This is a genomic window from Polyangium fumosum, assembly GCF_005144585.1.
GTDB classification, from domain to species: Bacteria; Myxococcota_A; Polyangia; order Polyangiales; family Polyangiaceae; genus Polyangium; species Polyangium fumosum.
On sequence record NZ_SSMQ01000057.1, the window covers coordinates 55,973 to 82,197 of the forward strand.

General features: G+C 69.1%; 21 protein-coding genes and 1 pseudogene. 11 read left to right on the plus strand and 11 right to left on the minus strand.

Features of this window, described 5'->3' with window-relative positions; genetic code table 11:
* The first annotated feature begins 9 nt into the window (after nt 1–9).
* The 4 genes from E8A74_RS38140 (at nt 10) to E8A74_RS38155 (ending at nt 5,184) form a co-directional block, all read left to right on the plus strand.
* Nucleotides 10–846 carry an OB-fold-containig protein gene (locus tag E8A74_RS38140; protein ID WP_170229684.1) on the plus strand — a complete coding sequence of 279 codons (837 nt, stop codon included), beginning with the start codon at nt 10–12 and terminating at the stop codon, nt 844–846.
* Nucleotides 847–945: 99 nt separating this feature from the next.
* Nucleotides 946–3,120, plus strand: coding sequence for a flotillin domain-containing protein (locus E8A74_RS38145; RefSeq protein ID WP_136934028.1), 2,175 nt, complete (start codon nt 946–948; stop codon nt 3,118–3,120).
* A gap of 4 nt (nt 3,121–3,124) precedes the next feature.
* A complete protein-coding gene (locus E8A74_RS38150) occupies nt 3,125–3,679 on the plus strand; it encodes an ion channel (RefSeq protein ID WP_136934029.1) in 555 nt (184 codons plus the stop codon).
* A 95-nt stretch (nt 3,680–3,774) separates the two neighbouring features.
* The gene (locus E8A74_RS38155) at nt 3,775–5,184 is read left to right on the plus strand and encodes an FAD-dependent oxidoreductase (protein WP_170229685.1); all 1,410 of its coding nucleotides are present in this window, start codon (nt 3,775–3,777) and stop codon (nt 5,182–5,184) included.
* A 48-nt stretch (nt 5,185–5,232) separates the two neighbouring features.
* On the opposite strand, the gene E8A74_RS38160 is transcribed toward E8A74_RS38155, so the two are convergent.
* Nucleotides 5,233–6,582: an RsmB/NOP family class I SAM-dependent RNA methyltransferase gene (locus E8A74_RS38160; protein ID WP_136934031.1), complete on the minus strand. Its 1,350-nt coding sequence runs from the start codon at nt 6,580–6,582 to the stop codon at nt 5,233–5,235.
* Nucleotides 6,575–8,248 carry an RIP metalloprotease RseP gene (gene rseP / locus E8A74_RS38165; RefSeq protein ID WP_136934032.1) on the minus strand — a complete coding sequence of 558 codons (1,674 nt, stop codon included), beginning with the start codon at nt 8,246–8,248 and terminating at the stop codon, nt 6,575–6,577. Before rseP ends, E8A74_RS38160 begins: the two co-directional genes overlap by 8 nt.
* 201 nt (nt 8,249–8,449) lie before the next feature.
* On the opposite strand from rseP, the gene E8A74_RS38170 reads away from it, so the two are divergent.
* Nucleotides 8,450–9,757, plus strand: coding sequence for a glycosyltransferase family 4 protein (locus tag E8A74_RS38170; protein ID WP_136934033.1), 1,308 nt, complete (start codon nt 8,450–8,452; stop codon nt 9,755–9,757).
* On the opposite strand, the gene E8A74_RS38175 is transcribed toward E8A74_RS38170, so the two are convergent.
* From E8A74_RS38175 to E8A74_RS38185, 3 genes are read right to left on the minus strand one after another with little or no spacing between them, the layout of a single operon-like run.
* A complete protein-coding gene (locus E8A74_RS38175; RefSeq protein ID WP_136934034.1) occupies nt 9,754–10,491 on the minus strand; it encodes an alpha/beta hydrolase in 738 nt (245 codons plus the stop codon). The genes E8A74_RS38170 and E8A74_RS38175 overlap by 4 nt on opposite strands.
* Nucleotides 10,488–11,522 (minus strand): C-type lectin domain-containing protein, encoded by a 1,035-nt coding sequence (locus E8A74_RS38180; protein ID WP_136934035.1) that lies wholly within the window; start codon nt 11,520–11,522, stop codon nt 10,488–10,490. The genes E8A74_RS38175 and E8A74_RS38180 overlap by 4 nt, the downstream gene beginning before the upstream one ends.
* Nucleotides 11,523–11,564: 42 nt before the next feature.
* Entirely contained in the window at nt 11,565–12,863 is a 1,299-nt protein-coding gene (locus E8A74_RS38185; RefSeq protein ID WP_136934036.1) for an APC family permease, read from the minus strand.
* A gap of 63 nt (nt 12,864–12,926) precedes the next feature.
* On the opposite strand from E8A74_RS38185, the gene E8A74_RS55695 reads away from it, so the two are divergent.
* Nucleotides 12,927–13,058 (plus strand): hypothetical protein, encoded by a 132-nt coding sequence (locus tag E8A74_RS55695; protein WP_269749917.1) that lies wholly within the window; start codon nt 12,927–12,929, stop codon nt 13,056–13,058.
* A 12-nt stretch (nt 13,059–13,070) separates the two neighbouring features.
* A pseudogene (locus E8A74_RS38190) lies at nt 13,071–13,376 on the plus strand (ArsC family (seleno)protein); the annotation flags it as partial.
* A 10-nt stretch (nt 13,377–13,386) separates the two neighbouring features.
* On the opposite strand, the gene E8A74_RS38195 reads toward E8A74_RS38190, so the two are convergent.
* Entirely contained in the window at nt 13,387–14,256 is an 870-nt protein-coding gene (locus tag E8A74_RS38195; protein WP_136934038.1) for an SDR family oxidoreductase, read from the minus strand.
* Nucleotides 14,257–14,347: 91 nt separating this feature from the next.
* Nucleotides 14,348–16,204 (minus strand): FG-GAP repeat domain-containing protein, encoded by a 1,857-nt coding sequence (locus tag E8A74_RS38200; RefSeq protein ID WP_170229686.1) that lies wholly within the window; start codon nt 16,202–16,204, stop codon nt 14,348–14,350.
* Between the two features lie 40 nt (nt 16,205–16,244).
* Between E8A74_RS38200 and E8A74_RS38205 the strand changes: the two genes are divergently transcribed.
* Both E8A74_RS38205 and E8A74_RS38210 read left to right on the plus strand, forming a co-directional pair.
* Entirely contained in the window at nt 16,245–17,051 is an 807-nt protein-coding gene (locus E8A74_RS38205; protein ID WP_170229687.1) for a hypothetical protein, read from the plus strand.
* Nucleotides 17,051–17,752, plus strand: a complete 702-nt coding sequence (locus tag E8A74_RS38210) for a hypothetical protein (RefSeq protein WP_136934041.1) — start codon at nt 17,051–17,053, stop codon at nt 17,750–17,752. Before E8A74_RS38205 ends, E8A74_RS38210 begins: the two co-directional genes overlap by 1 nt.
* A 9-nt stretch (nt 17,753–17,761) precedes the next feature.
* Here E8A74_RS38210 and E8A74_RS38215 read toward each other — a convergent pair whose 3' ends face one another.
* On the minus strand, nt 17,762–18,988 hold the full coding sequence (locus E8A74_RS38215; RefSeq protein ID WP_170229688.1) for a 1-aminocyclopropane-1-carboxylate deaminase/D-cysteine desulfhydrase: 1,227 nt from the start codon (nt 18,986–18,988) through the stop codon (nt 17,762–17,764).
* Nucleotides 18,989–19,155: 167 nt separating this feature from the next.
* Here E8A74_RS38215 and E8A74_RS38220 point away from each other — a divergent pair, with 167 nt between their 5' ends.
* Both E8A74_RS38220 and E8A74_RS38225 read left to right on the plus strand, forming a co-directional pair.
* Complete coding sequence (locus E8A74_RS38220; RefSeq protein WP_211365542.1) at nt 19,156–20,403, plus strand: aromatic ring-hydroxylating dioxygenase subunit alpha; 1,248 nt, start codon at nt 19,156–19,158, stop codon at nt 20,401–20,403.
* Nucleotides 20,400–20,888 (plus strand): aromatic-ring-hydroxylating dioxygenase subunit beta, encoded by a 489-nt coding sequence (locus E8A74_RS38225; RefSeq protein WP_136934044.1) that lies wholly within the window; start codon nt 20,400–20,402, stop codon nt 20,886–20,888. The genes E8A74_RS38220 and E8A74_RS38225 overlap by 4 nt, the downstream gene beginning before the upstream one ends.
* 6 nt (nt 20,889–20,894) lie before the next feature.
* On the opposite strand, the gene E8A74_RS38230 is transcribed toward E8A74_RS38225, so the two are convergent.
* The 3 genes from E8A74_RS38230 to E8A74_RS38240 are packed head-to-tail and all read right to left on the minus strand — an operon-like array spanning nt 20,895 to nt 26,094.
* Nucleotides 20,895–22,727 carry a hypothetical protein gene (locus E8A74_RS38230; RefSeq protein ID WP_136934045.1) on the minus strand — a complete coding sequence of 611 codons (1,833 nt, stop codon included), beginning with the start codon at nt 22,725–22,727 and terminating at the stop codon, nt 20,895–20,897.
* Entirely contained in the window at nt 22,724–23,857 is a 1,134-nt protein-coding gene (locus E8A74_RS38235) for a VWA domain-containing protein (protein WP_136934046.1), read from the minus strand. The genes E8A74_RS38230 and E8A74_RS38235 overlap by 4 nt, the downstream gene beginning before the upstream one ends.
* Nucleotides 23,854–26,094, minus strand: coding sequence for a DUF5682 family protein (locus E8A74_RS38240; protein ID WP_136934047.1), 2,241 nt, complete (start codon nt 26,092–26,094; stop codon nt 23,854–23,856). The genes E8A74_RS38235 and E8A74_RS38240 overlap by 4 nt, the downstream gene beginning before the upstream one ends.
* Between the last annotated feature and the right edge of the window lie 131 nt (nt 26,095–26,225).

Below are 26,225 nucleotides of genomic sequence, written 5' to 3' on the forward strand. Positions count from 1 at the left end.
GCGCGCCCCTTGGACTTCCTCCAATCCCTCTTCGTCTGGGCGAACCTCCCCTACGCCATCGTATTCACGGTCGCGATCCTCTTCGCGCTCCTGCAAATGACGGGCGTCCTCGGCCTGCTCGTCGGCGGCTCCGATCACGATGCCGACGCGGACGCCGACCACGACGCGGACGTCGACGCCGACGCTGATCACGACCTCGACGCGGACGCCGATCACGACCACGACCACGACGCCGACCACGACCACGACGCGAGCCTCGGCGGCAAGATCCTCGTCGACCTCGGCGCCGGCCGCGTCCCGTTTTCGGTCCTCTGGCAGACCTTCGCCGTCACCTTCGGCATCACCGGCCTCGCGCTCAACACCCTGTATTTCGGCCGCGCCGGCGTCCTCGCGCCCTCGACCCTCGTGTTCAGCCTGCCCGCTTCACTCCTCGTCGCTTACCTCGTTACGCGCACGGCCTCGCGCGTCCTCGGCAAGGTCGTCGCGCCGGCTGGCGAGGAAGCCACGAGCCGCAGGAACCTCGTGGGCTGCTCGGGTGTCGTCATCTCGACCCGCGTCACCAGCGAATTCGGCGAGATTCGTGCCAAGGACCGGGCGGGGCATTTCGTGCACGTCATCTGCCGCATTCGTGAGGGGGAACCCGTCCTCGGCGCCGGCCGCGAGGTGGTCATCGTCGATTACGACAGCAAGGACGGTCGCATCTTCGTCGCGCCGCTCGACGACGACGACGCGCCGCCCGCGCCCGCGCTTCGCATCGCGGGCGATACGCGGGCCGAAAGCGAAGCAGAGGTTGAAGCGGAGGCCTCGGAAACAAAAGATACCACCCACGTACGTCGCGCGCCCTGAGCGGGCGAGCGCGTTCTCTCTTGCCATGGCCCCCTGCGAGGCGGTCTCATCGACCGGCCGCGTTTGCGGTGGCGTATTCTTGATCGGAGCATCCGAGCCATGCCTCAGCTCTTCCAGAAACCCGAGTTTCAGTTATTCGCCCTCGGGACGGTCGGCTTCCTGGTCCTCCTCGTCGCCTTCTTCGTCACCCTGGCGAAGTTTTATCGACGTTGTGGCGCGGACGAGGCCCTCGTCCGCACCGGCGCCGGCGGCAACAAGGTCGTGATCGGCGGTGGTATCACCGTCTATCCGATCCTCCACCAGCTCCTGCGCGTCTCGCTCCACTCGATCAAGCTCTCCGTCGAGCGCTCGGGCAAGAACGCCCTCGTCACGCGGGACAAGATCAAGGCCAACGTCACGACCGAGCTCTACATCAAGGTCGAGCCCATCGCCGAGGACGTCCTCGCCGCCGCGCGTTCGTTCGGCGAGCGAAACTTCGACGAGCAGGCCATCGGCGACCTCATCGAGGGCAAGCTGACCGACGCCCTCCGCTCCGTCTCGGCGAACCAGACCTTCATGGAGCTGCACGGCCAGCGCAAGCAGTTCGCCGAGCACATCCAGAGCACGCTCTCCGACGAGCTCAAGAAAAACGGCCTCACGCTGGAGAACGTCTCGATCACCGCGCTCGCGATGGTCCCCGTGAAAGAACTCGACCCGCAGGACGTCTTCGACGCCGAGGGCCTTCGCGCCATCACGGACAGCGTCCAGTCGAACGCCGAGCAGACCACGAAGATCCAGCGCGAAAAAGAGCTCGCCATCCAGCTCACGAACGCCGAGGCGAAAAAACGCGCCCTCACGATCGAGCAGGATCAGAAGCAAGCCGAGGCCGACCAGGCCCGCCGCGTCTCCGAATACGCCGCCACGCAGAAGGCCGAGACCGCGAAGGCCGTCTACGTCCAGGAGCAGGCCCAGGAGCTCGCCGCGCTCGAAAAACGAAAGGCCACGGAGACCGCGCGCATCCAGCAAGAGCAGGCGATCGCCGTCGCCGAGGCCGCGCGCCAGCGGGGCCAGCGCGAGGCGCAGATCGCCGCCGAGAAGGCGCAGCAGGCCGCCGAAATCGCTAAGCAGCGCGAGATCGAGGCCTCGATGATCGAGAAGGAAAAGGTCGTCCAGGCCGCCGAGGTCGATCGGCAAAAGGCCCTCGAAACGGCCTCGATCGACAAGCAAAAGGCCGTCGAGAGCGCCGAGATCGTCAAGCAGCAGGCCGTCGAGACCGCGCGCATCGCCAAGCAGATCGCGGTCACGCAGAGCGAAGAGCAGGCCGCGCGCGCCGCCGCCTTGAAGGCCCAGGCCGAGGCCGAGCAGCAGCAAGCGATGCAGGGCATCATCACGGTCGAGGAGACCGCGAAGGCGAACCGCGAAAAGGCCATCGCCGTCATCAAGAGCGAAGAGGACGCGCAACGCTCGCGCATCGCCGCCGAACGTGAGGCCTTCAAGCTCAAGCTCGAAGCCGAGACGCAGGCCGCCGCGCTCAAGGCGCACGCCGAAGGTGAAGCCGCGGTCAAACGCGCCGCGGCCGAAGGCGAGATCGCCCGCGCGCAAGGTCTCGCCCAGGCCCGCGAGCTCGAAGCGCAGGCGAACGCCAACGTCATGCGCAAGGGCGCCGAGGCCGACGGCGACCGCGTCCGCATCTCCGCCGAGGCCAAGGCCCAGGCCGCTTCGCAGGAAGCGCAGGCCTTGATCGCCCTCGCCGAGGCCACGCGCAAGAAGGGCGAGGCCGAGGCCGACGCCAAGCGCAAGCTCGTCGAGGCCGAGAACGCCGTCGCCACGAAGTTCCTCCTCCGCGACGTCGCCGTCAAAGCGCTCGACGTCCTGCCCGCCGTCACCCGCGAGCTCATGACCCCGGCCCGAGCCATCAGTGAGATCAAGGTCCTCCAGCTCCAGGGCACGGGCGGCGGCGCCGCGACGAACGGCGAGGGCGCCCCGAGCGCGCCCTTCGGCAACGTCGCCTCGCCCGTCCTCAAGACCATCCTCGAAGCGGGCGCCGCCTACCCGCTCCTTCGCGAGATGCTCGCCTTCTCGCAGGTCGACGAGCGCGGCCTCGCGGACAAGGCCCGCTCCTTCCTCGCCACGCTCCCGACCGAGCTCCGCGCCGTGATCGACAAAGACCCCGAGCTCGCGAAAAAGCTCGACGATCTCGGCGTCGCCCGCGCCGCGTCCTCGGGCGCCGGCATCCAGGTCCACGAAGTCGCCCCCCCGACCATCCCGCCTGCGGCCCCGCTCCCGGGCGAGTGAATCGATGACCCCGCCTCGCCGAGATCCGGACGAAGTCGCGCTTTCTGCGCTCGCGCAGATCGCGCGTGGCCTCGTCTCGACCCCGGGCGCGCAGGGCGGCGCGCTCGGGTATGGCACGTGGAAGCAAGGTTTTCGCGAGCTCGTCCAGCGGGATGCGCTGGACACGCTTCTCGTCTCCGTGCTTGGCGGCGCCTACCTCTTTTGGCTCGCCGAGAAAGACAAGAACCCGCGGTGCCGCACGTTCTGGGACGCCGCGGTGTTCGTCTCGACCTGCCTCTCTGTGGGGTACGACAACAAATTCGCGCAAACCGAATCGGGCAAGGCCCTCGCGACCTTCCTCATGACGTTTGGCCCGAGCGTCGCGGCGAACGCGTTCGCCCCGCCCGCCGCCGCGCAGCAAAATTCCGTCGGTTCGCCCACCAATGGGCCCAACGCGCAGGTTTCCGTCGACACGGCGGAGTCGATCGCCCTGCAAAAGGCCATTCTCGCGCGCCTCGACGCGATCCTCGCCGAGCTCCAGTCCGCCCGTCCACCGTCCGAGAGAAACGTGCGGGGCTGACAGGAAATTCCGTTTCGACTACCATGAGCGGCCGCTCCCGGACCACGGGCCCTTGCCTGACCGCCGCCCGGTCCGGTTTGTCGAGGAGGACCGCCATGACGTTTACTGCGACGCACGGATCCGGAAGGCATGCCATCGTCATTGGGGGTGGTATCGCGGGCCTCTCCGCCGCGCGTGTGCTCACCGAGCATTTCGACCGCGTCACCGTGCTCGAGCGCGACAAACCGCAGAGCGGCGCCGAGCACCGCGCCGGCGTCCCCCAGGCCCGGCACGTCCACATTCTCCTCGCGGGCGGTGAGCAAGGATTGGAAGCGCTCTTCCCGGGGCTCCGCGAAGAGCTCACGGCGGCCGGGGCGCCGTGGGGCGACTATGCCGGCACATCGCTCATCAATTTTCCGATATTCCGCCTGCCGCATTCGACGAGCGGCGTCGAGGTGAGCTTCGCGAGCCGCCCGTTTCGGGAGTACACGATGCGGTGTCGGCTCGAGCGTGGCGGCCGGGTCGAGTTTCGTCATGGCGTCCAGGTGAAGGGCCTCGTCGGCGAGGGTCACGGGGTCTCGGGCGTCAAGATCCGCGACAGCCGTGGCGAGGACGTCTTGCGGGCAGACTTCGTGGTCGCGGCGTGCGGCCGCGAGGGCCGGGTGGACGAGTGGCTCGCGGAGCTCGGCTACTCGACGCCGCGCGAGGAGACGGTCGACGCGGCCCTGTCTTATTCGACCCGCTGGTATCGTGGTCCTCGTAGCCTCTCGCGGTACAACCTCGTCGTGGACCTCCCGACCCCCCCGGATCTGCCGCGGGGCGGAGGCTTCATGTCGTGCGAGGACGGCAAGTGGTTCGTCACGCTGATGGGCATCGCGGGCGAACGCGCGCCGCTCGACGAAGAGGGATTCAACGCCTGGGTCCGCAACCTGCGATTCCCCGAGGTATGGGATCTCGTGCAGAAAGCCGAGCCGGCCTCTCCGATCTATGGCTCGGCGAAGACGGAGAACCGGCACCGCCATTTCGAGGAGCTGAAGCGCTTCCCGGACCGCTTCGTGGCGCTCGGCGACGCGGTCGCCTCGTTCAACCCGATGTATGGCCAGGGCATGACGATGGCGGTGCTCGGCGCGATGGAGCTCGCGGCCTGCCTTGCGGAGCAACGCGAGCGCATTGGCGGCCCGAGCCTCGTGGGGTTGTCGCGCCGATTCCAGCGGCGCCTCGCGCGGGTCCTGCAATCGGTGTGGGGAATGGCGATCACCGAGGATTTTCGCTGGTCGGCGACGCGGGGCGAGCGCCCCGGGGGGATCAGCCGGGTGGTGGGGAAGTACATGGACGAGCTCATGAATACAGTCCCGGACGACGAGCTCGTGTTCCAGAAGTTCGTCCGCGTGCAACATTTGCTGGACCCGGTTTCGGCGCTGCTCGCGCCGGACGTGGCAGGACGGGTCATCGAGAGGGCGACGCGGCCCGTGCGGGCGGGGGTGCGTGAGGTGGTGGGAGGGCTCGTGCAGCAGGTGGGCGGGTAGGGGGCTCTCGTCCGCCTCTCGCGGCCTACCCCTGAACCGCGCCGCCCGTCATTCCTTCCGGACCAAAAACGCCGCCACGAAATACCCATCCGTCCCCTGCACGTGTGGCAGGAGCCGGAAGCTCGTCGCTCCCTCGCTCAGGATCTCCCGCGGAAGCTCCGCCTCGATCGGCTGTTTTTCCAGCCGCACCCCTGTGCCCGACGGCTCCCCCGCGAGCCGCTCGACCACCTCCTCGGCCTCCTCCCGCAGCACGCTGCACACCGCGAAGACCAGCCGCCCCCCGTCCTTCACCCGCGTCGCCGCGCTCCGCACGATCGCAATCTGCAGCTCCGACAAACGTTTCACGTCCTCCGCCGTCCGCCGCAGCGCGATCTCCGGCCGCCGCCGCAGCGTCCCCACCCCCGAGCACGGCGCGTCCACGAGCACCCGGTCATAATCGCGCGGCACCTCCTCGAACGACCCCGTCCGCGCCGCCCAGTCGACCGCGTACGCAGCCCGTGCCCCGCGCCCCGCTGGCCCTTCCTTCAACCGTTCGAGCTTCGCCGCATAGAGATCCGCCGCATCGACCGCGCCCTCGGGGCCCACCTCGTCCGCGAGCAGCCACGTCTTGTTTCCTCGCCCCGCGCAGGCGTCGAGCACCCGCTCGCCCCGCCGCGCCCCGAGCGCGAGCGCCACCACCTGCGCCCCTTCCTCCTGCACGATCCAAGCCGTCCCCGCGCCCGGCAACCGCCGCACGTCCCCGGCCCCGCGCACGAGGATCGCCCGCGGCGAGGCGTGCCCCTCCTCGAATGTGCCTTCTGGACAAACCTCCCGCAATCGCGCGACCCACGCCGCCCGATCCTCCGAAAGCGCGAGCGACAACCCCAGCGGCGGCGGCACCGGCCCGGCCGCGAGGTAAGCCTCCGCCGCGCTCCGCCCGAGCGATCGACGCAGCGATCCTCGGAGCCACCCCGGCGCCGACGCGCTCGCCGCCTCCATCAGCGACGGCCGCCCCTTCGCCTCGACCTCCGCCGCGAGCTTGCGCAAAATCGCATTCGCGAACGACCCCGTCCGCACGTCCCCCTCCGCGCGGATCGCCCCCACCGCCTCGTTCACCGCGGCGAACGCCGGCACCCGATCCAGAAAGCAGATCGCATACGCGGCCATGAGCACCTGCGCCCGCGCGATCGGCGACGGCAGGTCGAGCCTGTTCTTCGGCGTCAATGCCGAAAGCCTGACGACAAGCGCGGCTTCCGTCCGCAAGACCCCGTACACGAGCTCGGTCGCGAGCCCCGCGTCGCGTGGGTCCATTCCGGACCGCCGTCCGAGCTCGGCGTCGAGCGCCGCGGCCGCGAACGCCTCCGCGCTCCACACCCGCGCGAGCACCCGCGCCGCGATGAGCCTTGCTTCGCTAATCAACGAGCTCCCTCAACTGCCCTTGGATCACGTCCCACCGTCGCTCCACGTCATTCTTGAACGCCACCCCCATCAATGCAAAGAGCACGAGCAGGCCCACGAGGCTCGCGATCTCCCGCACCCGCAGCGGCAGAGGCCGCCTCGACACGGCCTCGAACAGGAAAAACAGGAGATGACCGCCATCGAGCACCGGGATCGGGAGCAGGTTCACGAGCCCGAGGTTGATGGAAATCACAGCCATCGCCCACACGAAATACGAGACGCCCTTCGAGCCCTCCTCGCCGACCACGTCGTAGACCGTGATCGGCCCGCCCAGCGTCGAGATGCTCACCTTGCCCTCGACGATCCGCACGATCCCCACCACGATGAACCGGATCACGTCGTACGTCTCGTCGAGCGCGCTCCTGAGCGCGAATGGCAAGAGCGACGCGTGCTCCACGTACGCCTCCGGCACCACCGGCGACCAGTTCGACGCCCGCACGAAATAGCGCGGCCGGTGCTGGCCGTATTCGTCGATCCAGTCCTCGCGCCGCAGCAGGATCGTCCCGCTCTTCTTCACCCCGCCCCGCAGCCACGTCACCATGTGCGGCCGATCCGGCGCCACGAGCAGCCGTTCGAGGAACGTCGCCCACGCCGTCACCACCGCCTGGTCCACCTCCACGATTCGATCGCCGGGCCGCATATCGGCGTTCCATTCCGCCGAACCCTCCGCCACGTCGAATACATAAAGGTCCGCCGATTCGAGCCCCGTCCGCGACTCCAGATCGCCGTGCCCGCTCGCCTCCGGCGTCAGCGCCGCCACGCCCGACTCGTACACGGCCATGTCCGCGAGCCCGCCGAACGCGCGTGGCACCTTCACCGGCCGCAAATACGTCACCGGCACCGTCTCGCCGTGGTTCTCCGACAGCGCCGTTTCGAGGTCCGCGAACGTCTTCACCGGCCGCCCGCGCACCTCCGTCACGAGGTCGAACGTCCGGAGCCCTGCGCGGTAGGCCGGCGAATCGGGCCGCGAAATCCCCACGACGGCCGCGGGCCGGCTCGGCTTGATGCCGATTTCGCCGACCTTCTCCACGATGTCGAGCGGCTTCCGGACGACCTTCTCCTCCGGCACCACCACGACTTCGACGTGCTCGTTGTTGCGAAACACCTTGAGCCGCAGCTCTTTGCCGGGGCTCTCCCCGATGATCCGCGCGAGCTCGGCGAACGTCGAGATTCGCTCGCCGTCCACCTCGAGCACCCGATCGCCCGGCGTGAGTTTTCCCTCGGCCGGATGTCCGGGCAAAACGAAGCCGACCGTGGGGGGCGAAAAACGCGTCTCCCCCACGAAAACGGAGAAATAAAGGAGAACCGGGAACAGGATGTTCATCGCCGGGCCCGCGATGACGATGATCACGCGTTTCCAGAGCGCCTGCGCCTCGAACGTACGCTTGCGATCCTCGGGCAGCACCGGCTCCTGCCGGTTCTCCTCCAGCATCTTCACGAAGCCGCCGAGGGGCAGGAGCCCCACGCAATACTCCGTCTCGCGTCCTCGAAACCGCAGCACCTTCGGCCCGAAACCGATCGAGAACGTGAGCACCTTCACGCCGAAGATCTTCGCCCACACGAAGTGGCCGAGCTCGTGCACGAAGATCAGCACGGAGCAGAGAAGCGCGAAGTAGAGCAGATCCACGGCAGGCGTATCTCTACGCGAGATCCCGCCGGGGCGCCAAGGACAAAACCGCGCCCAGGACGCTCTTTTCGCTCACACCTGGCCCCCATTTGCCCGGCCCGCGCCGCCGTGCAATCGTTGACCCGGCATTTCACGCGGGGGTATGGGGGCGTAGCTCGGCTTGTCCGAGCGCAGCCCCCATCGTCGACTGGGGGGTTGGTCTTGCGTCTGCTCATCGTTTCCTATGCTTTTCCGCCCGTTGGCGGCGTCGCTGTCCAGCGCGTCACCAAGTTTGCCAAGTACCTGCCTGCGTGGGGCGTCGAGACCACCGTACTCACGGCGGAAAACCCGTCCGTCCCCATCCGGGACGAGAGCTTGCTTCGCGACGTCCCGGCCGAAGTGAAAGTCGTCCGCGTCCGCACCCTCGAACCGAGCTACGAGAAAAAGGCCGCCGTCTGGCGCGGCGCTGCCTCGAAAGGCCGCTTCGCCGGGGCGCGCCGCGCCCTCGCGCGCCTCGCCTCCGCCGCGCTCGTCCCGGACCCGCAGATCCTTTGGCTCCCCGCGGCCGCGGCCGCGATTCGCCGCCTCTCGGCGAACGTCGACGCCGTCCTCGTCAGCGGCCCGCCCTTCTCGCCCTTTTTGCTCGGACCGCTCTCGCGCGTCCCGTTCGTCCTCGATTACCGCGACGAATGGCGCACCGCGGCCACCTACGAAATGCACGGCGGGCCGCTCCTCGCGCGCGCCATCGACACGATCGAGCCTGCTCTCGTCCGCCGCGCCGCGCGGATCCTCACGGCCACCGAAGAGTTCCGCCAGAACCTGCTCGCGCGGTATCGCGACCTCGACGCGCGCCGCGTGATCACCTTGACGAACGGCTACGATCCGGACGATTTCGCGCACATCGCCGCGGCACCTCCGCCGCCCTATGCGCCTGGACGCAAGCTCGTCGCGACCTATGCCGGCACGACCTTCTGGCATACCTCGCCGCGTGGCCTCTTCGCTGGCCTCCGCCTCCTCGCGGAGCGCGCGCCCGCGCTCGCAAACCTCTTCGACATTCGCTTCGTCGGCCGCGTCGTCGATACCGAGCGCGCCGTCTTCGACGAGGCCCCGCTCCCCATCGTCCGGCACCTCGGCTTTCGTGCGCACGACGAGGCGCTCTCGCTCCTCGCGGAGAGCCACCTCGCGCTCGTCATCGTCGACGACATCCCCGGCAATGCGGCCATTTATCCGGGCAAAATCTTCGACATCATGGCGGTCGGCCGGCCTTGCCTCGCGCTCGCGCCCGAGGGCGCGCTCTCGGGCCTCATCGATCGCCACCGCCTCGGCGTCGTCGTGCCCCCGCGCGAGCCCGCTGCCATTGCTGCGGCGCTCGAACGGATCGCGCGCTCGTTCCAGCGCGGCGAGCCGCTCCTTCCCTCCCGGCCCGTAGGCCTCGAACCCTTCCACCGCCGCGCGATCGCCGGCCGCCTCGCGGAGGTGGTCCGCGATATCGGCGCGCAGGGACAAACGCGCGCCTCATCGGCCGCCTAACGAGCGGAAGCGGCGATCCTTTCGAGCATCTCGGCGAGCTCCTTCGGGTGGCTGATCATGGGGAACAGCCCCGCGGCCAGCTCGTAGAACGCAAAACCGTCCGCGCGTGCTTTCTCCACGAATTGGGCGATCGGATCGGCCTTCAAAAAGGCGATCAGGTCCTCACGCGCGGTGCCGTGGACGTAGGCGCGGGGCATCCGGGGTTCTCCGTGCGCGAGCACGATCGGCTCTTCGAGGCATTTCATCGGATGCGGCGTCAACCTCGGCCCCACCCACGCTCGATCCGCGGGGTCGTCAATGCCCATCGCCTCGAAGGGAAAGGGCGGCAAGAGCCGGGGCCCTTCTTGGCCCGACATCTCGCCGAGCCTCTCGGCCGCCCCTCCGCCGAACCCGCCCATTGCATTCCGCCCGTTCGTCGGCACGTGCCCGTTGACGTACACGAGCTGCGCAATCCGCTCCGGCACGCGGTCCGCGGCGCCGGTGATGACCATACCGCCGTAGCTTTGCCCCACGAGGATCACGTCGCGAAGATCCTCGTACACGAGCACGTTCGTGATGTCCTCGATGTGCGTCGACAGCCCCACGTGCGGGCCGAGCAGGTGCGAGCGCTCGCCGATGCCCGTCAGCGTCGGCGTGAAGACCGTGTGCCCCCCGCCTTCGAGCAGCGACGCGACGCGCCGAAAACCCCATCCGCCGAGGAAAGGACCGTGGACCAGGACGAACGTCGCCGTCATCTCGCGACGCTCGCCTTCGGCTTTTCGCACAAGCTCGCGCGTTTTTCCTGACAGGCGAGATCGTTCGCGCGCCCGTCGCCCGGGAGCCACTCCGCGCAATCCTCGTCGCCGAGGTTGTTCGGCTCGCCGCCACGCCACGGGGGCGCGCCGAGCGCCTCGCCCGAGGCCCACCGGAAATCGTCCTCTTTGCCCGCGTCCGAGAGGCCGATCCACATCGACCCGACGTCGATCTTCGCGCCGATGGCGGCGAACAGCGCGTCGTTCTCCTCCGCGGAATCCATGACGGCGAGGTCTCCGCCGGATTGCACGCACCGCGCCTGCGCATTTTGCCACGTCGCGGCGTCCTGCAAACAATACTCGCGTTTTCCGACGACGATCCGCTTGTCCTCGCCGCACTTGAGCGCGCCTCTCGTCCCGGCGGGCGACCGGCTCTCGCAGAGCGCCATCCGCGGCACGAAACAATCGACGTCGTTCCAGCGGCCGTTCCCGAGGAGCCACGACCCGCAGTTCTCCGCGCCGCCGTCGTTGTTCGGCTCCCCGTCGTTCCACGCGAAGAAACGTGCCGGTTTGGCGTCGGGGCCGAGCCATCGCCCCTCCGTCGGCTCGACGAGCCCGATCCACAGGTTTTCGCCCGTCACGGGCGAGACGATCGCCGCGCGGATCGCCTGCGCCTCGGCCTCGGACGTGATCGAGGCGAGGTGCCCGCCGTGCTCCTCGCAATGCCGTTCGGCGTCCTGCCACGAGCGCAGCTCCGTGAACACGCAATACGTGCCCGTCGCGACCGCGATTTCCTTGCCCTTGCCGCACGAAAAAGGCGGCAGCGGCAGCGCGCCGCCCGCCACTTCGAGCTTCGGTTTGTCGGGAGCGGACGCGGACGCAGACGTCGAGGGGCTCGCCGAAGCGGACACCGCAGCGGACGCAAACGACCGTGGCTTCAGCGCCTCGTCGGGGTCCGATACGATCGCCGGGCCTGGACCACAGCCGGCGAGGGCCAGCAAGACGAGAGACCAGGGCGAAGCAGACATCCGCATGGCGCGGATCGCATCAGCCCCCGGGCCTGCCTGTCAAGGCATTCACGTGCCCTCGGCGCGCCCGAATCGTTTCGTGCCCAGCGCGACCAGCATCCCGAGCACCAGCGTCACGCCGGCGAACAAAAACTCCGGCCGCTCCGCGCCTGCGAGCAGCGCCACCGATCCGATCGCGCCCACGAAAGGAACGACCTTCCCGCCCGGCACCCGGAACCCCTTCGATTCGCCGTCTTTTTTCCGCAGCACCGGCACCGCGAGGCACGTGAACAGATATTGAATCACGATCGTGATGTTCGACATCCCCACGAGGCGCCGATAATCGAAGAAAAAGGCGAGCGCCGCCGTGATGACCGTCGTCCAGAAGATCGCCACGTGCGGCGTCCCCCAGCGCCCGTGGATCCGCGCGAGCGCCGCGGGCATGAGCCCGTGCGCCGCGATCGCCTGCGCGTACCTCGGCGATCCGAGCGCGCTGCCCGCCGTGAATCCTCCGACCGAGAGCAAGCTGCCGGCGACCACGATCGCGCCGATCGTCGGCCCGATGTAGCGCGCGGCGTCCACGAGCGGCTGCCCCGACTCCTCGCCGATGCGCGGGTACGTCGCGACCAACACGGCCTGCACCACGATGAAGAGCAGCGCCGAGATCGACAGCGCGCCGAGCGTCCCGACCGGCACGTTGCGCTGGGGGTTTTGCGTCTCGCCCGCCGCGATCGGCGCGACCTCGAAGCCTTGCAGCGGAAAGAGCGCGAGATACACGCCTTGCCCCACGCCGAGCGCGCCGAGCGGGAGTTTTCCCCCGAGCCGCGATGGATCGAAGAGCGACACGGCCACGACGAGGAAACACAGGATCGCGCCGAGCTTGCCGAGCGTCATCGCGTTCACGACCCACGCGCCGGGTTTCACTCCGAAATAATTCACCGCCCCGAGCGCGATCACGACCGCCGCCGCGACGGCCGACCCCACGAACGGCGCGCGGATCCCCACGAGCTCCACGAAAAGGCTCGCGTTCGCCGCCCAGCTCACGAACGTGTTCGCCCAGCAAAACCAGCCGACGAGGAAGCCGGACCGGTCGCCGAACGCATTGCGCGCATAGAGGTATGTCCCGCCCGTGTCGGCGTGCCGGCCCGCGAGCTCGGCGAAGCAGAGCGCCACGGGCATGAGGAGCAGCGCGCAGAGCGCGAAGGAGAGCGGGGAAAACCCGCCCATCACCCGGTGCATGTCGTCGGGCAGCGCGAACACGCCCGATCCCACCGTGGCGTTGACCCCGATGCAGAGGACGTCGAACAACGTGAGCCTGCGCCGCAGCGAGGGCGCCAGGGCCTCTGCGTCGAGGGTGGAGACGCTCATGATGCGGACTCCATGGCAGGTAGATGTAGATGAGGAGCGTAGCGGGCTGTCAGTCTAGGATGCATGCGCCACGCGAGGCAACCTCTTCGATCGCCGAACGGCTTGACGTTCCGGGTAAAACCCTTCATCGTGCCGGCGAAGGAGGAATCCGGCATGAACGAGCGAGCCGACTGGTATTATCATCGCAAGGGGTGAACCTCGTGCACCCGAGCGCGGGAGTTTCTCGCGCAAGAAAATGTGTCGATCGCGGAAATGGCCGACGCCGGCAAGCTGAAGCTCGGCGAGGAAGCGGCGCTCACGCTCGCCCGGCAGGCCGAGCGTGTCGTCGCGGTGAAAGGAAAAAAGCGCGTCACGCTGGACATGCGTGCGCATCCGCCCGACGCGGACGTGCTCGGGGCCCTGCTCGGGCCGACGGGCGGCCTGCGGGCCCCGACGATGCGGGTGGGACAAACGCTCGTGGTGGGGTTCGATCCCGAGGTTTACGCCGAGGTCCTCGGGCGCGGGAAGGGGTGAGTGAGACGGGTCAATCCGCCAGGTGGCCCATGCCCATGCCCGCGAGCAGGTGCTTCTGCACCTCGGCGTGCGCCTTGTTCAGCCCCTCGGCTGCCTGACCCTGCAGCGGGTCGACGACCACGCGCGCGGGGCGGCTGCCCGCGGACGCCTCGACGAGCGTGAGGACCGCGTCCGCCACGAGCTGCGGGCTCGGCACGTTGTCGCCCGAGAACATCTTCTCGAAGCTCTTGCCCATCATCTCCACCGCGTTCGCGAACGGCCCGTAGCCCTGGGCGCGCTCCTGCTCGCCGCCCACGGCGAGTTTCTGGCCGAATTCCGTGGGGAACGCGCCCGGCTGCACGATCGTGAGCTCGACGCCCGTCGCTTTGAGCTCATAACGATACGCCTCGCTCAGCGCTTCGAGCGCGAACTTGCTCGACCCGTAGGCGCCCATCACAGGGAAGACCAGGCGCCCGAGGGCGCTCGAGATCTGCACGACGAGGCCCTTGCCGCGCGCGCGCATCGACGGCAGCGCCGCGCGGAGCACGCGGTGCGGGCCGACCACGTTCACGTCGTATTGCCGGAGGAGATCCTCGCTCGTCAGCGTCTCTTCGAGGCCGAGCGCCGCGTATCCGGCGTTGTTTACCACGACGTCGAGGTGTCCCGCCTTCTCCAGCGCCGTGGCCACGGCCTTGTTCACGGACGCGTCGTCGGTCGCCGCCATCTCGACGACGTGCACGCGGCCCTCGCCGGCCTTCGTGAGCTCTTCAGCGGCCGCCGCATTGCGGCCCGTGATGTCGCGCATCGTCGCGAAGACCGTGTGGCCCTTCTTCGCGAGCGTGAGCGTGATCAGGCGGCCGAAGCCGCTGTTCGTACCTGTGACGAAAACGTTCTGGCTCATCGGGTTCTCCTCCCAACGGGAAGGGCGCTAGATAATCACGGCTCCGTCTCGTGGGAAGGGGGCGACCCGTCACCGAGCAAAAAATCGAACCTCAATCTCCGTTCGGCTGACCCATGCGGAGCGGGCCGCCGCGCGCGGTGGACCAGAGCAGGCAATTTTCGGCCGATCCCGGCACCGTGAACACGTCGAGGCCGTGTTCGAAGGTCTGCACGAAGATCTCGACCTGCCCGTCGCCGTCGAGGTCCCCGATGGCGGGCGCCGCGGGCGCGCCGTTGCCATTTCCATTCTGCTCGCCCGTGTTGTGGAGCGGCACGTCGTGCAGCAACGTCCCGTCCGCGCCGAGGATCACGAGATACCCCGAGTCGAGCACGTTCGGATCTCCATACGTGGCGAACATCAGCTCGGGTGAGCCGTCCTGGTTCAGGTCCGCGACGGTCACCTCGGTCGCGAACATGATCGCTTTGCCGTGCGTGTAATTGAAGCGCCAGATCTGCTTCGCGTCCGCGCCGAACGCATAAACGAACCCGTCGTTGAACGGCGCCACGATCTCGGGTTTGTCGTCGCCCTGGATGTTCACCGTCGTCGCCGCGGGCACGCCGCCCGGCGGGTAATACCCTTCCACCTCGATGGGCTTTTCCCCGCGCGGCAAGGTCTCCCAGCCGGGCTTGCGCATCGCCGAGCGGCTCCCATCGCCATGCGCGCCTTCGAGCACCATGATCGCATACGCCTGCGTCTCATAAGGCTCGTTCTTTTCGATGTTCGGCACGCCCAGCACCTCATTTTTCCCGTCCCCGTCGAGGTCGACCACGTTCGGCGGCGACGCCGTCCACTGGAGCCACTCGGCGAAGGACGGGTGCGGCCACTCGCCCGTGTGCAGGTTGTAATGGTCCGCCTCCACCTTCGGATCGGCCCAGCGGATGAACTGGCCCCAGGTCAGGCGCTCGCCCTCGAATTCGTTCGCGCGGTTCGTGAAGAACGGCGCGGCGTCGATCGCCACGCCATCGTGGTCGAACGCCTGGATGTGGTGGTTGTCGTAGGTCGCGAGCACCTCGAGCTCCGGATCGTCGTCGATGTTCCCGACCGCCACGTTGAGCCCGTAGCAGCCATACCCGGAATGCCCCATGCCATTGCGATCCGCGTCATTCCCGGCGCCCGTGAGGGCATTGTAGCGCGGCCACGCCGGAAACCCGATGCCCGCGGGCTGGTGGAGCGACCCGTCGGCGCGGAACACGAAGACCTGCGCCCCGCCGTCCTCCGTGCTCGCGGTTTGCGTCGTCGTCACCACGATCTCGAGCACGCCGTCGCCGTCGAGGTCACCTGCGGCCATGCCGCGCACCTCGGGCGCGTTGTTCGCGGTCGTCGTGCTCGCGGGGAAACCCGCCTTCGGCACGAGCGTCTTGTCCTTCCACTCGTACGCCCATACCTCGTGATCGCTGCCGTAGACGATGTCGACGAGCCCGTCGCCTTCGAGATCGGCGACGACGTGCGGGGCGTACACGCGCCCCTCGCCGCCCTCGGCCTTCGCGAGCACGTTGCCCTCCGCGTCGTGGACGAAGACCGAATCATAGGCCGCGATGAGCTCGCGGTTTCCGTCGCCGTCGAGGTCGCGCACGACGGGCGAGGCGAACCAGCTCGTCTCGCCGCCGAGCGTCATTTTGTATTCGGGCGCCGCCACCTCGCCCTTGCTTTCGCCCTTCTCGCACGTCGTGTTGCGCGTGCCGCCCGTCGTGGAGCCCCCGGTCCGGCCCCCGGGACGACCCTCGCTCTCGCCGCAGGAGGCGGCTGCGAGGGAGAGGCCCGAGGCGAGCAGCAAGGAGAGCAGGGGTTTGCCCCGCCCGGACATCGAGGGATGGAATGAGCGCATGTGGGTCATGTCGTCCTTGTCGCGCAAAAGAAAGGAGCCGCGTCCGCCCCCAGCGGCGGCGGGGCCGAGGATATCAAACTTCATCCGGTCGTGGTAAGGTCGCCTCGTGCGACCCCGGTGAGTCATGCGCGCATCAGCCACGGAAAACCGAGCTTTACGAACCCACGAGAGCCGCGCCGCCCGCGCCCTCCTCTGCCTCCTCGCGCCCCTCGTGCTCGGCGCGGCTTCGCCTGACGAGGCCGCGCCCTCGCAGCCGGCCGAACCTCTGCCCGAGCTCCCGCCGCCGTCCGAGCCCGTCGCGGCGCCTTCCGCGCCGGCCGGGAACCATTCCGCGCCGCGGGAGCGCTCGACGGTCGAGATGGCGCGGCTCGACGCGGGCGTCATGTACGTCCGGGGCCTGAAAATGCTGGGATTCGGGACGCTCGCGCGGTACCAGGTCCTCGTCGGCTTCATCGACCTCGACGTCGTGCGTTTCCCGCACGAGCGGTTCGGCTTCGAGATTCACCTGAACGGCGGCCCAATCGGATTCGACGAGAATGCGCAGGTCGAGATCGGCCTCTCCGGCGCGGGCCTCGTCGCTCCGTTCCGCTGGAAGGGCCGGGCGCCTGGATCGTTCGTCCTCGGCGTGGGCGGCACCTTCGAGTACGGCCGCCCCGTTTGGCTCGAACCGGGGTATCACGGCGCGCCGTTTGGCCTCGCGCGGTTCCGGATTTTTCCCACGGGGACCGTGGGCCTTCAAACGGCCTACCGCTTCGTCCCGATCACCACGAACGAGCTCGCGTTGCAGGAGCATGATGTCGAGCTCGGCGTGAGCACGGGCCTCTTGCAACTGGGCGCGCGCGTGCGGGTCGACGAGGTGCGGGGCGGCGAGCCGGCGCGGCTTTATCGATCGATCGGCGGGGGCGTCTTCGCCGGGCTCGTGGTGTTCTGATGAAGACGCGTGCGTTTTGGATCGGGCTCGTCGCGCTGGTGATGCTCGCCGGGTGCGAGGACGAGCCCATGCGCTCGACCGACGTCTCGACCCTCGACATGCTCGTCTCCCTGGACGCGACCGATAGCGGAGACGGCGCCACGGTGCGCGTCCGGATCTCCAGCCCGCTCGGCGGGTTGCGTTTGTCGGACGGAGACACTTTGCGGCTCCGCATGGGGGGAAACCCCCTCACGCTGCGTGAGGTCGAGGAGGACGAGCGCCCCGTATACCTCGCCGATGCCGCCAGTTTGTCGGGGGATATCACGCTGGATCTGGAGCGCCGGGCGGACCGGAGCATCGTCGACCGCGTGATCCCCGTGCCGCCTCCGATCGGGCTCACGGCGGAGCCGCTCCTCGGGGATGCCCCGCTGAAGCTCGCCTGGAATGCCGCGCCCGAGGGCAAACACGTGCTCGGCCTCGTCGTCGACGGGACGTGTATCAAGCCGCTGAGCCGCACGTTGCCGAACGACGTGGGCCAATACGAGATCCTCCAGGCCGAGCTTGCGCCGTTGGATCCGGCGGTACCTGGCCCGTGCCCGCTCCAGGTGACGCTCGCGCGGACCGCGACGCTCCAGGAGCCGATCGCCCCGCCGGCGATGCAAATCGGGCTTTATGCATTGTTCATGCTGAGCCGCACCGTCGACGTGAGCTGGACGCCCTGACGGCGGCGTTCAGCGATCGGCGACGATTTGTCGGAGGATGGGCGGAAAGTCCTCGGGCTTCACGCCCTCGGTCACGAGCGGCCGGCTGTTCTGCGAATTCCAGAAGAGCACGACCTTCCCCGCGAGGCGCGTGGCATCGTCGAGCAACGCGGCGAGGGTTTTCCCCGTATAGGTCGGTTCGAGCGCCATGCCCTCCGTCTCCGCGGCGTGCGTGATGGCGCGCTCTCCTTTTCGTGTCGGCGCGCCATAGCCGGCGCCGAGGTGGTTCGTCGAGAATCGCACGCGGGCGCGGCCGAGGCGCACGTCCGGGAACGTCGGATCGAGCGAACGCGCGAAGGCCACGGTCTCCCGGGCCATCGCGAAAAACCGCGCCTCGCTCGACGTCTCGGGGCTCGACGTGCGCACGGCGACGACCTCGGTCCGGAGCCCGGAGAGCTCAAGGCCGAGCGCGAGACCGACCGCGCTGCCCATCGTGCCCATGGCGAGGTAGATACAATCGGGCAAAGGGCAATGGCCGGCTCCGACCTGCTCGGCGAGCTCGAAGCCTGCATTGACGAACGCGAGGTTTCCGAGCGGCGAGGATCCGCCGGGGGGCACGAGGTACGGCGCGACGCCTTGGGCCGCCTTCGCGGCCCGCTTCGCGCGGGCCTCGGCCTCGGCGACACCGCCGATCACGACGCGGATCGTGGCCCCGGCGCGGCGCGCGGCGCGCAGGTTCGTCCGGACGTACGCGCTCGGCGTTTGCGGGGCGAGCAGCAGCGTGACCGCGAAGCCCTGCGCCGCGCCGTACAGGGCCGTGGCGACCGCCTGGTTCGACCCAAAGGCGCCGAACGTGACGATCTCGCGCGCACCTTTGGCGCGGGCATCGGCCAGGAAAAACTCGAGCTTGCGTGTCTTGCCTCCGCCATAGGCCGCGCCGGCGAGATCGTCCCGCTTGACGTAGAGCCCCGCGAGTCCGGCCTTTTCGCCGAGCTTCGCGGCGCGCGCGACGGGCGTCGGCAAGAGGCCGAGCGCGAGGCGCGGCAGGTGCGGCGCGAGCCCGGGATGCGCGCGGAACAGGGGCGGGACGTCATCGGCGGGCGCGGGCGCGGGAGCGGCGGTGGGCGCGGGCGCAGCGGATGCGGGCGTGTCCGCGGAGGCGTCCGCGGCGGCGTCTGCGGGGGTGGGTGTCCGTTCCTCACACCCGGCGAGCGTGCTGAGCGCGAGGGCCGAGAAGGTACGTCGATCGAGCTTCATCCGTCGCCCTGGAACGCCCGTGATCGGGTTTTCCATTGCTGGCATGTGTTTTTCACGCAGACCTGCAGGAGCAAGCAGGGGGGCGAGAGTCGCACAGGCGACGCGCGGACGGTCGTTTTTTCGCACTCTGCCTGGTCCCGATGTTCTCCTCGGGGATGGAGAGTCCAATGACCAAGCAACCCATGCGTGTGTGGCCGGCGGAGGGCGCGAGCCGGGCTCCGTACTGGATTTACGACGATCCGGAGGTCTTCCGCGTCGAGCAGGAGCGGATCTTTGGGCAGTCCTGGTGTTACGTGGGTCTCGCCGCGGAGGTCCCCGAACCGGGGCGTTTCCAGCGGAGCCACGTGGGCGATCGCTCCGTCATCCTGGTGCGCGACAAGGAAGGCAAGATCAACGTCCTCGAAAACCGGTGCGCCCACCGAGGAATGGAGTTTTGCCGCGCCAGCGCGGGCAAGGCCACGCGCTTCCTGTGCCCCTACCATCAATGGACGTTCGACCTCGAGGGCAACCTCTGCGGCGTGCCGTTCAAGCGGGGCATCCACGGCGAAGGCGGAATGCCGGACGATTTCGACCTCGCTGACCACCCGCTGCGCAAGCTCCGGGTGACGAACCACAACGGCGCCGTGTTCGCGTCGTATGCCGAGGAGCCCGAGCCGTTCGAGAGATACCTCGCCGATCCGATGCGCGCGTACTTCGATCGGGTCTTCGACGGTCGTCCCCTGCGGGTGCTCGGATACATGCGCCAGCGGATCCCCTGCAACTGGAAGCTCATCCTGGAGAACACGAAAGACCCTTACCACGCGACCTTACTGCATTCGTTTCTCGTCACGTTTGGTCTGTTCCGCGCGGATCAAAAATCCGAAGTGCGGCTCGACCCCTCCGGGCGGCATGCGGCGCTCGTCTCGCGCCACGGCGGGCGGCAGCTCACGGTGGCCGCGAGCGAGATGGCCTCGTACAAGAGCGATTACACGCTGCAGGACCGCCGGCTGCTCGACATGCAAGCGGAGTTCCACGATGGGGTCGGCGTCGTCATGATGACCCTCTTCCCGAACCTGATCCTCCACCAGCAGGGCAATTCGCTGGCGACGCGCCACATCGTCCCGCGTGGACCCGACAGCACCGAGCTCTCGTGGACGTTTTTCGGCTACGAGGACGACGACGAGGCGCTTTCGACGCGGCGATTGCGCCAAGCGAACCTGTTCGGCCCCGCGGGCCTGGTCTCCCTCGACGACGGCGAGGCGCTGAAGGCGACGCAGGAGGGGCTTCGGAATGCCCGGGACGCGTGTGCCGTCGTCGAAATGGGCGGGCGGGATCGGGAGGACGCGAACGTCATGGTGACGGAGACCGCGCTCCGGGCGTTCTTCCACCATTACATGCACGTGATGGGCTTCGTCAGGGCGGAGGACGAGCGATGAACCCGGAAACCCTGCGCGGATATGCTTTGCGGGCGGCCGTGGAGGATGTCCTCTACGACTACGCCGCCGCCCTCGACGAGGGCGCGCTCGAACGGTGGCCCTTCTTTTTCACGGCGGGGGCGCTCTACGAGGTCGTCTCCCGGGAAAACGAGGAGCGCGGATTGCCGCTCGCGCTGGTGCGCTGCGAGGGGCGCGGGATGATGATCGATCGCGCGACCGCGCTCAAAGAGGTCTTGTTTTATTCGCCGCGCACGTACCGGCATTTCATCAGCAACGTCCGGCCGGTCTGGCGGAGCGAGGAGCGGATCGAGGCCGTCTCGAATTTCGTGCTGCTCCAGACGCTCGTGGAGCGCGAGACGACCGTGCTCGTCGCCGGGCAATACCGGGACACGCTGGTGGTCGAGGACGGGAAGCTCCTGTTCGGCGGCAAGCGGTGCATCTACGACACCACGATGATCCCGAATACGGTCGTGTACCCCCTTTAGCCGCGCTCACGCCCGCGCGAGCGCCACCGAGATCGCCGCGTCGGCCCAGGCTTTTGTCGCCTCGCCGAGGTCCCCGGCCGCCCGCGCGGCTTCGAGGCGTGTATACGTCGCCGCCATCGCCCGCAATCCGACCGCGGCGAGCGCCGGCGCGAGCGGCGGGATTCGCGCCGAAAGCACGCCGTCCTGCGCCAGCGCGTCCAGCGCGGATTCGAGCCGCCCGAGCGCGGCGCCGAGCAGATCCGCGGCCTCGGGCGCGGCGATCGGGAGCGCGGGGATCGGCGCGGCCGGCGCGAGATCCGGAATGACGACGTGATCGGTGACCACCGCGATCGGCTCGAGCACCTGCCCGCCGCGCGATTCACGCAGCCAGCCCGAGACGTAACGCGCCGATGGGAGCGCCTCCGCGAGCGCCGCGAGGGCGCCGGGGGCGAACCCTTCATACGCCCGTTCTATGCGGAGCTGGGCGTCGTCGTCCTCGATCCACCCCGACAACGTTTGCCGCCCAGGCGACCATGACAACCCCTGCACACCCCCGTTCGTCGCGACGACCCGCAGGGCCGCCGTGCGCGCGCGCGGGCGCAGGAACGAGGGCGGTCTGCCTTCTTCGTCGGCGAGGAGCGCGCTCGGCCCGGGAAAACCGAAGGGCGCGGGGATGTCGCCCCACGCGCCGCGCTGCGGGACCACCGTGGTGTCCTTGCCGCGCCGGATCTCGATGGTTCGCCGTGCCAAACGCACGAGGTGGCGCGAGATGATCTGCCCGCCGGCCAGGACCCCGAGCGGCGTACCTGCGACTGCGATGACGGAGGCCGGTTCGACCTTGTCGGGGATCGCCACGCTCCACGACACGACCGTGGCGCCGTCCCAGAAAAGCACCTCCAAAGAGCGCGCCGATCCCGCCGCCGAGAGCCGCGCGCCGAGCGAGAGCAGCCGCGCCCGATCGAGCGGGACTTCGAGCGGCTCGCCGAGGCCGAGCAACGCCGCGGGATCCCCGCCGCTTCGCGCGGCCCGCACGCGCGCCCATCCTTCGGCGACGAGCCTCCGCACCTCCCCGGCGTCGTGCAGCGCCGAGCGAATCTCCCACGCCTCGCGTTGCGCCTCGATGTCCTCGATCAAGCCGTCGAGCCAGGGGTATTCCTTCAAATGGGCGCGGACCTCCTCGCGCGCCTGCGCGAGACCGCGCGCGTCCGCGAGCCCGCGCGCGAGGGTTCGCCCGAGGAGGCCCTCCACGCCGGCGAGCACGGCCGTGGGAATCGTGGGTTTTGGCGGCGGCCCGAGGCGCACGTGCGCCGCGCCCCGCGCCCGAGCCTCCACGGAGAGCCGCTGAAACGCCCGAACCGCGAGCGGCACGTGCACGCACCACGGCGTCGCGCAATCACACCGCGCATGCGCGAGATCGGCTCCCGCCAAGAATCGCACGGTGCACCCGGAGAAACGCGCGATCGGCGGGCTCGTCCCGAGCTCGACCTCCACCCCCGCGGCCTCCGCGGCGTCCACGCGCGGCGCCCGTTCGCCGAGCCAAACCAAAAGCTCCTCGGTGCTGATCTCCCACGGCGGCCGTGTCTCGGACCCGGCTGCCGCCGCATAAGCGAGCACGGCCGCGATGCGGTGCCGACACACTGTTTTCGCCCCGCACCCGCAGGGCGTGTCCTTCAGCGCCTTGCCCGGGAGAAGCTGCGTCGAAATGCCGTCCGGGAAGGTCGCGACGACGACGCCTTTCTCGTCCTCGTGGACCTTCGGCCCCTGTCCGGCCTCGATTTCCCGCTGGGCGCGCTTCACGAGGCCCACGTTCGCCAGCGCGGCGAGCGCCTCGGGCGTCAGGGCTGCAAGATCCGCCCTCATCGCCGCATCTTCTCCACGAGCCAGCCCACGAGCTTGCTCGGCGTCGTGGCCGCCACGTGCGCGCCCGCGTCCGCGACCGCCTGCGCGACGCCGTGGTCGTAGGCGCCGCATACCTGATCGTCGAGCGACGCCGCTCCGAACACCGTGACCCCCTCGCCGACGAGCGCGGTCACTTCCCGAACGAGTTTGTCTGCGTGATCCTCGAAATCGGTGATCCAGAGCAGCACCGTCCGGTGCGGCACGTCCACGAGCTCCGCCGCGTATTGCAGCGCCTTCGCCCCGTCCGTGCCCCCGCCGAGCTGCACGCGCATGAGGAGCTCGACGGGATCATCCACGTAGGGCGTCAGATCGACGACCTCCGTGTCGTACACGACGAGGTGCGAGCGCGTGGACGGGAGTTTCCACAGGATCGACGCGACCACGGCCGCGTGAATGATGTTGCGCGCCATCGAGCCGGATTGATCGACGAGCACGATCACCTGGTAGCGCGGCCCGAAGCGCCGGACGCGCGCGAAGAACTCCGGGCGCTCGATCACGAGCCGGCGTTTGTCCGGGTCCCAGTGCTGGAGGTTTCTCCGGATGGTCCGGAGCGCGTCGAGGTTCCGCGCCACGCGGAAGCGCGAGCGCCGGTGCCGGAACGGCGTCGCGCCGAGCCGATGCTCGATTTCATCGCAGAGACGTTTCTTCAGGTCCTCCACGACCTTGTTCACGACCGCGCGCGCGGCGTCGAGCACGTGGGCGTCCATGCGGGATTTGCAGCGCAGGATCGCCTCGACGAGCGAGAGCGAAGGCGTGACGTTTTCGAGCGCCTCCTTCCGCGTGACCACGTCGAGGATGCCATAACGGTGCAGCGCATCCGATTCGAGCCGCTCGATCGCCTCTTTCGGAAAGAGTTCGTGGATCTTGTTGAGCCATTCGGGCACGTCGAGCGGGTGCTCGGGCCCGTTGGCCGGGCCGCCGCGTGCAATCGAGCGGCTCGCCTCGCCGTCGGCCTCGCGATCGTAAAGCCAGGCGAGGGTGCGTTCGAGGTCATCGGCATTGCCTGCTCCGGCGTCCGTGGCCCCGAGACCGTCATTGCCGGCGGGACCGAGGATCAGCCGCCACCGCGTCTCCGCGTCGTACGTGCTCATTCGAGCACCCCGAGCGCGCGGCCCCAGGAGAGCACCCGCGCGTCGAGCGCGAGGCCGGCTTGCAAGACGTTCGCGGGGACGTCCCCGATCCAGGACGCATCCGCCCGTTTGCCCCAGCGCGTGGCGAGCAGCGCGCCGATTCGCGCGCGTTCGGCCGGAGGAAACCACGAAAAGGCGAGGCGCAAGGCGGGGAGCGCGACGAGGAAGGCACCCTCGTCGAGCTTGCCGAGGGCCGCGTCGACCGCGCCGATGAGCTGTTCGTCGCGCAGCGCAGGCCCACGCGCGAGGGCAAACAGGCCCGCGAGGTAATCGCCGAGCCGCCCCTCCGAGGCGGCGAAGAGCGCGCCGTCGACGGCTGAATCCGCGGGCGCGGCCTCGGTGTCGAGGAGCCAGATCGCGCCGAGCGCGGCGCCGCGCAGCATCGCGGGCGCGGCCCGGTCCGTGGCCCTGCGCGCGAGCACGGCGCGGGTATCGTCCGGATCGAGGCCAAGCGCCTCGCCATGGCGCAAAAGCTCGGCGAGCGAGCGCATCGCGTTGAGATCGGCCGGGAGCAGGTCCGTCCCCTGAATGCCAGCGAGCAGCGACAACGACCGCTCGCCGGCCGCGCGCAGCACCGGGGCAAACATCGGCGCGCCGACGACCTCCAGCCATTCGCCGTGTCGCCACAGGCCGAGGAGCTTTTCGATGGCCGGCCCGAGCGCGCCCAACGAGGGCGTCGTCGCCACCGCATTCGCCACGAGATCGAGGATCTCGCCGGCGAGCTTCGTGAGCCCGACGAAGGCCGCGTCCCCGAGCGCGTCCACGCGCGCGCCGAGCGAATCCGCCGCGAGCAAGCGGTGCGAGAGGAGCAAGGAGACCGCGCCTTCGAGCGTCGAGCCCCAGCGCGAGGCCTCGATGATGGCCGGATCCTGATCGTGCCGCCAGACGAGCTTGAAGGCCTCGGCCATGCGCGCATCGGTGCCCCACGCCGGCCCCCGCACCCGGACGAACCCCGGGATTTCAAGCAATCGCAATCGATGCAGGACCCGCAATCGCTCGCGATCCCCCTCGATGCGCCAATCGAGCGAGACCGTCTGCGGGTTCCTCGGCGGCGAGAGCCCGAGGCGGGAGAGCGTCTCGTGCACGTCGCGGAGGAGCGGCGGTCGCTCCGTCCCCGCGGACAACCGGCCCACCCGATCGCCCGTGAATGTGCGGAGGAGCGTCGCCAGCGTGGGGTGCAGATCGCCCGTCACGATGCCACGCCGCGACCAGGGCGGCGGGCCGGGGAGTGGTTCGCGGAGGAGGGCGGAGAGCAGTCCGTCGAGCACGTCCACGCGCTTCGGCGCCTCGTGCCCGCGCAGCGCCGCGAGCGCGCCGATGGCCGTGCGAACCGCGATATGGTCGGCGACCGTGGGCCGTTGCATGTTCTTGCGCAAGGCTTCCAGGCAGCGATCGAGCATCGCCTCCGCCACGCCCGCGCCGAGCTTCCATTCGAGCTCCCACCACATCGGCGAGGGCATTCCGGCCTGGTATCCGGCGAAGCTATCCATGCGGGCATAGGTCCAGGGCACGAGGTGGCTCTGGCCGCCGAGCGGGGGCGCCGGGGGAACGGGCTCGGGGCCGCCGGGCGTGATCGAGGCGAGCGCGGGCGCATGATACCCGCCGCATACGAGCACGACGTCGCCGCGCGTGAGCGCCCACGAGGCATGGTCCCGCATGAAGGCTTCCCGGGGCGCGTCTCGCTCGCTCGCCTCCGTGTCGCCTCGGATCTGCTGGAAATAGGCTTCGAGCGCGGGTTCGAGCTCGTCCGGGGTGCGGCCCTCGAAGAGATGATCCCACAAAGCGTCGAGGTCCGAAGTGCCCGTGCGGCGGCAAAGCGCATCGAGCGCTCGTTCATAACGGTCGTCCTCGTCGCGATACCGATTCTCCACGCCGACGAACGCTTTGCTCCACGAGGGCAAATCGCAGAACCGCACGGTCTTCCCGTGCTCGAAGGCCCAGCGGAGCGCGACCCACTCCGGGGAGAACGCGCAGAACGGCGTGAAGGACGAGACCGGGCCGTCCTCGGTCAGGTAATGCGTGAAGATCGCGATCGGCGGCGCGTGGTCGAGCGCGAGCTCCGCCATTTTGACGTTCCAGTCCGACGGTCCCTCGATTAGCACCACGGCCGGGTCGACGCGCGCGAGCACGGCCGCGACGAGCCGCGCGCACGCGGGGCTGTGGTGCCGTACGCCGACGACGTGGAGCCTCCCGGGCACGGGCCTAGGTGACTGGTGTTTTTCTCTACCAAACCATCGCGGGATGGTGTAATGCGGGGCCATGTCCCTTGGACAAACCCCGAAGCAGGGCGAGATGTGGAGGTCGACGTCAGCGTATTGCGAGGCCAAGC

What these genes read in the sequence shown, in the direction of transcription:
- E8A74_RS38145 (WP_136934028.1), top strand. Translation starts at nt 946, where the DNA reads ATGCCTCAGCTCTTCCAGAAACCCGAGTTTCAGTTATTCGCCCTCGGG.
- E8A74_RS38150 (WP_136934029.1), top strand. Translation starts at nt 3,125, where the DNA reads ATGACCCCGCCTCGCCGAGATCCGGACGAAGTCGCGCTTTCTGCGCTC.
- E8A74_RS38155 (WP_170229685.1), top strand. Translation starts at nt 3,775, where the DNA reads ATGACGTTTACTGCGACGCACGGATCCGGAAGGCATGCCATCGTCATT.
- E8A74_RS38175 (WP_136934034.1), bottom strand. Translation starts at nt 10,491, where the DNA reads ATGACGGCGACGTTCGTCCTGGTCCACGGTCCTTTCCTCGGCGGATGG.
- E8A74_RS38180 (WP_136934035.1), bottom strand. Translation starts at nt 11,522, where the DNA reads ATGCGGATGTCTGCTTCGCCCTGGTCTCTCGTCTTGCTGGCCCTCGCC.
- E8A74_RS38185 (WP_136934036.1), bottom strand. Translation starts at nt 12,863, where the DNA reads ATGAGCGTCTCCACCCTCGACGCAGAGGCCCTGGCGCCCTCGCTGCGG.
- E8A74_RS55695 (WP_269749917.1), top strand. Translation starts at nt 12,927, where the DNA reads ATGCGCCACGCGAGGCAACCTCTTCGATCGCCGAACGGCTTGACGTTC.
- E8A74_RS38195 (WP_136934038.1), bottom strand. Translation starts at nt 14,256, where the DNA reads ATGAGCCAGAACGTTTTCGTCACAGGTACGAACAGCGGCTTCGGCCGC.
- E8A74_RS38200 (WP_170229686.1), bottom strand. Translation starts at nt 16,204, where the DNA reads ATGAAGTTTGATATCCTCGGCCCCGCCGCCGCTGGGGGCGGACGCGGC.
- E8A74_RS38205 (WP_170229687.1), top strand. Translation starts at nt 16,245, where the DNA reads ATGCGCGCATCAGCCACGGAAAACCGAGCTTTACGAACCCACGAGAGC.
- E8A74_RS38210 (WP_136934041.1), top strand. Translation starts at nt 17,051, where the DNA reads ATGAAGACGCGTGCGTTTTGGATCGGGCTCGTCGCGCTGGTGATGCTC.
- E8A74_RS38215 (WP_170229688.1), bottom strand. Translation starts at nt 18,988, where the DNA reads ATGAAGCTCGATCGACGTACCTTCTCGGCCCTCGCGCTCAGCACGCTC.
- E8A74_RS38220 (WP_211365542.1), top strand. Translation starts at nt 19,156, where the DNA reads ATGACCAAGCAACCCATGCGTGTGTGGCCGGCGGAGGGCGCGAGCCGG.
- E8A74_RS38225 (WP_136934044.1), top strand. Translation starts at nt 20,400, where the DNA reads ATGAACCCGGAAACCCTGCGCGGATATGCTTTGCGGGCGGCCGTGGAG.
- E8A74_RS38230 (WP_136934045.1), bottom strand. Translation starts at nt 22,727, where the DNA reads ATGAGGGCGGATCTTGCAGCCCTGACGCCCGAGGCGCTCGCCGCGCTG.
- E8A74_RS38235 (WP_136934046.1), bottom strand. Translation starts at nt 23,857, where the DNA reads ATGAGCACGTACGACGCGGAGACGCGGTGGCGGCTGATCCTCGGTCCC.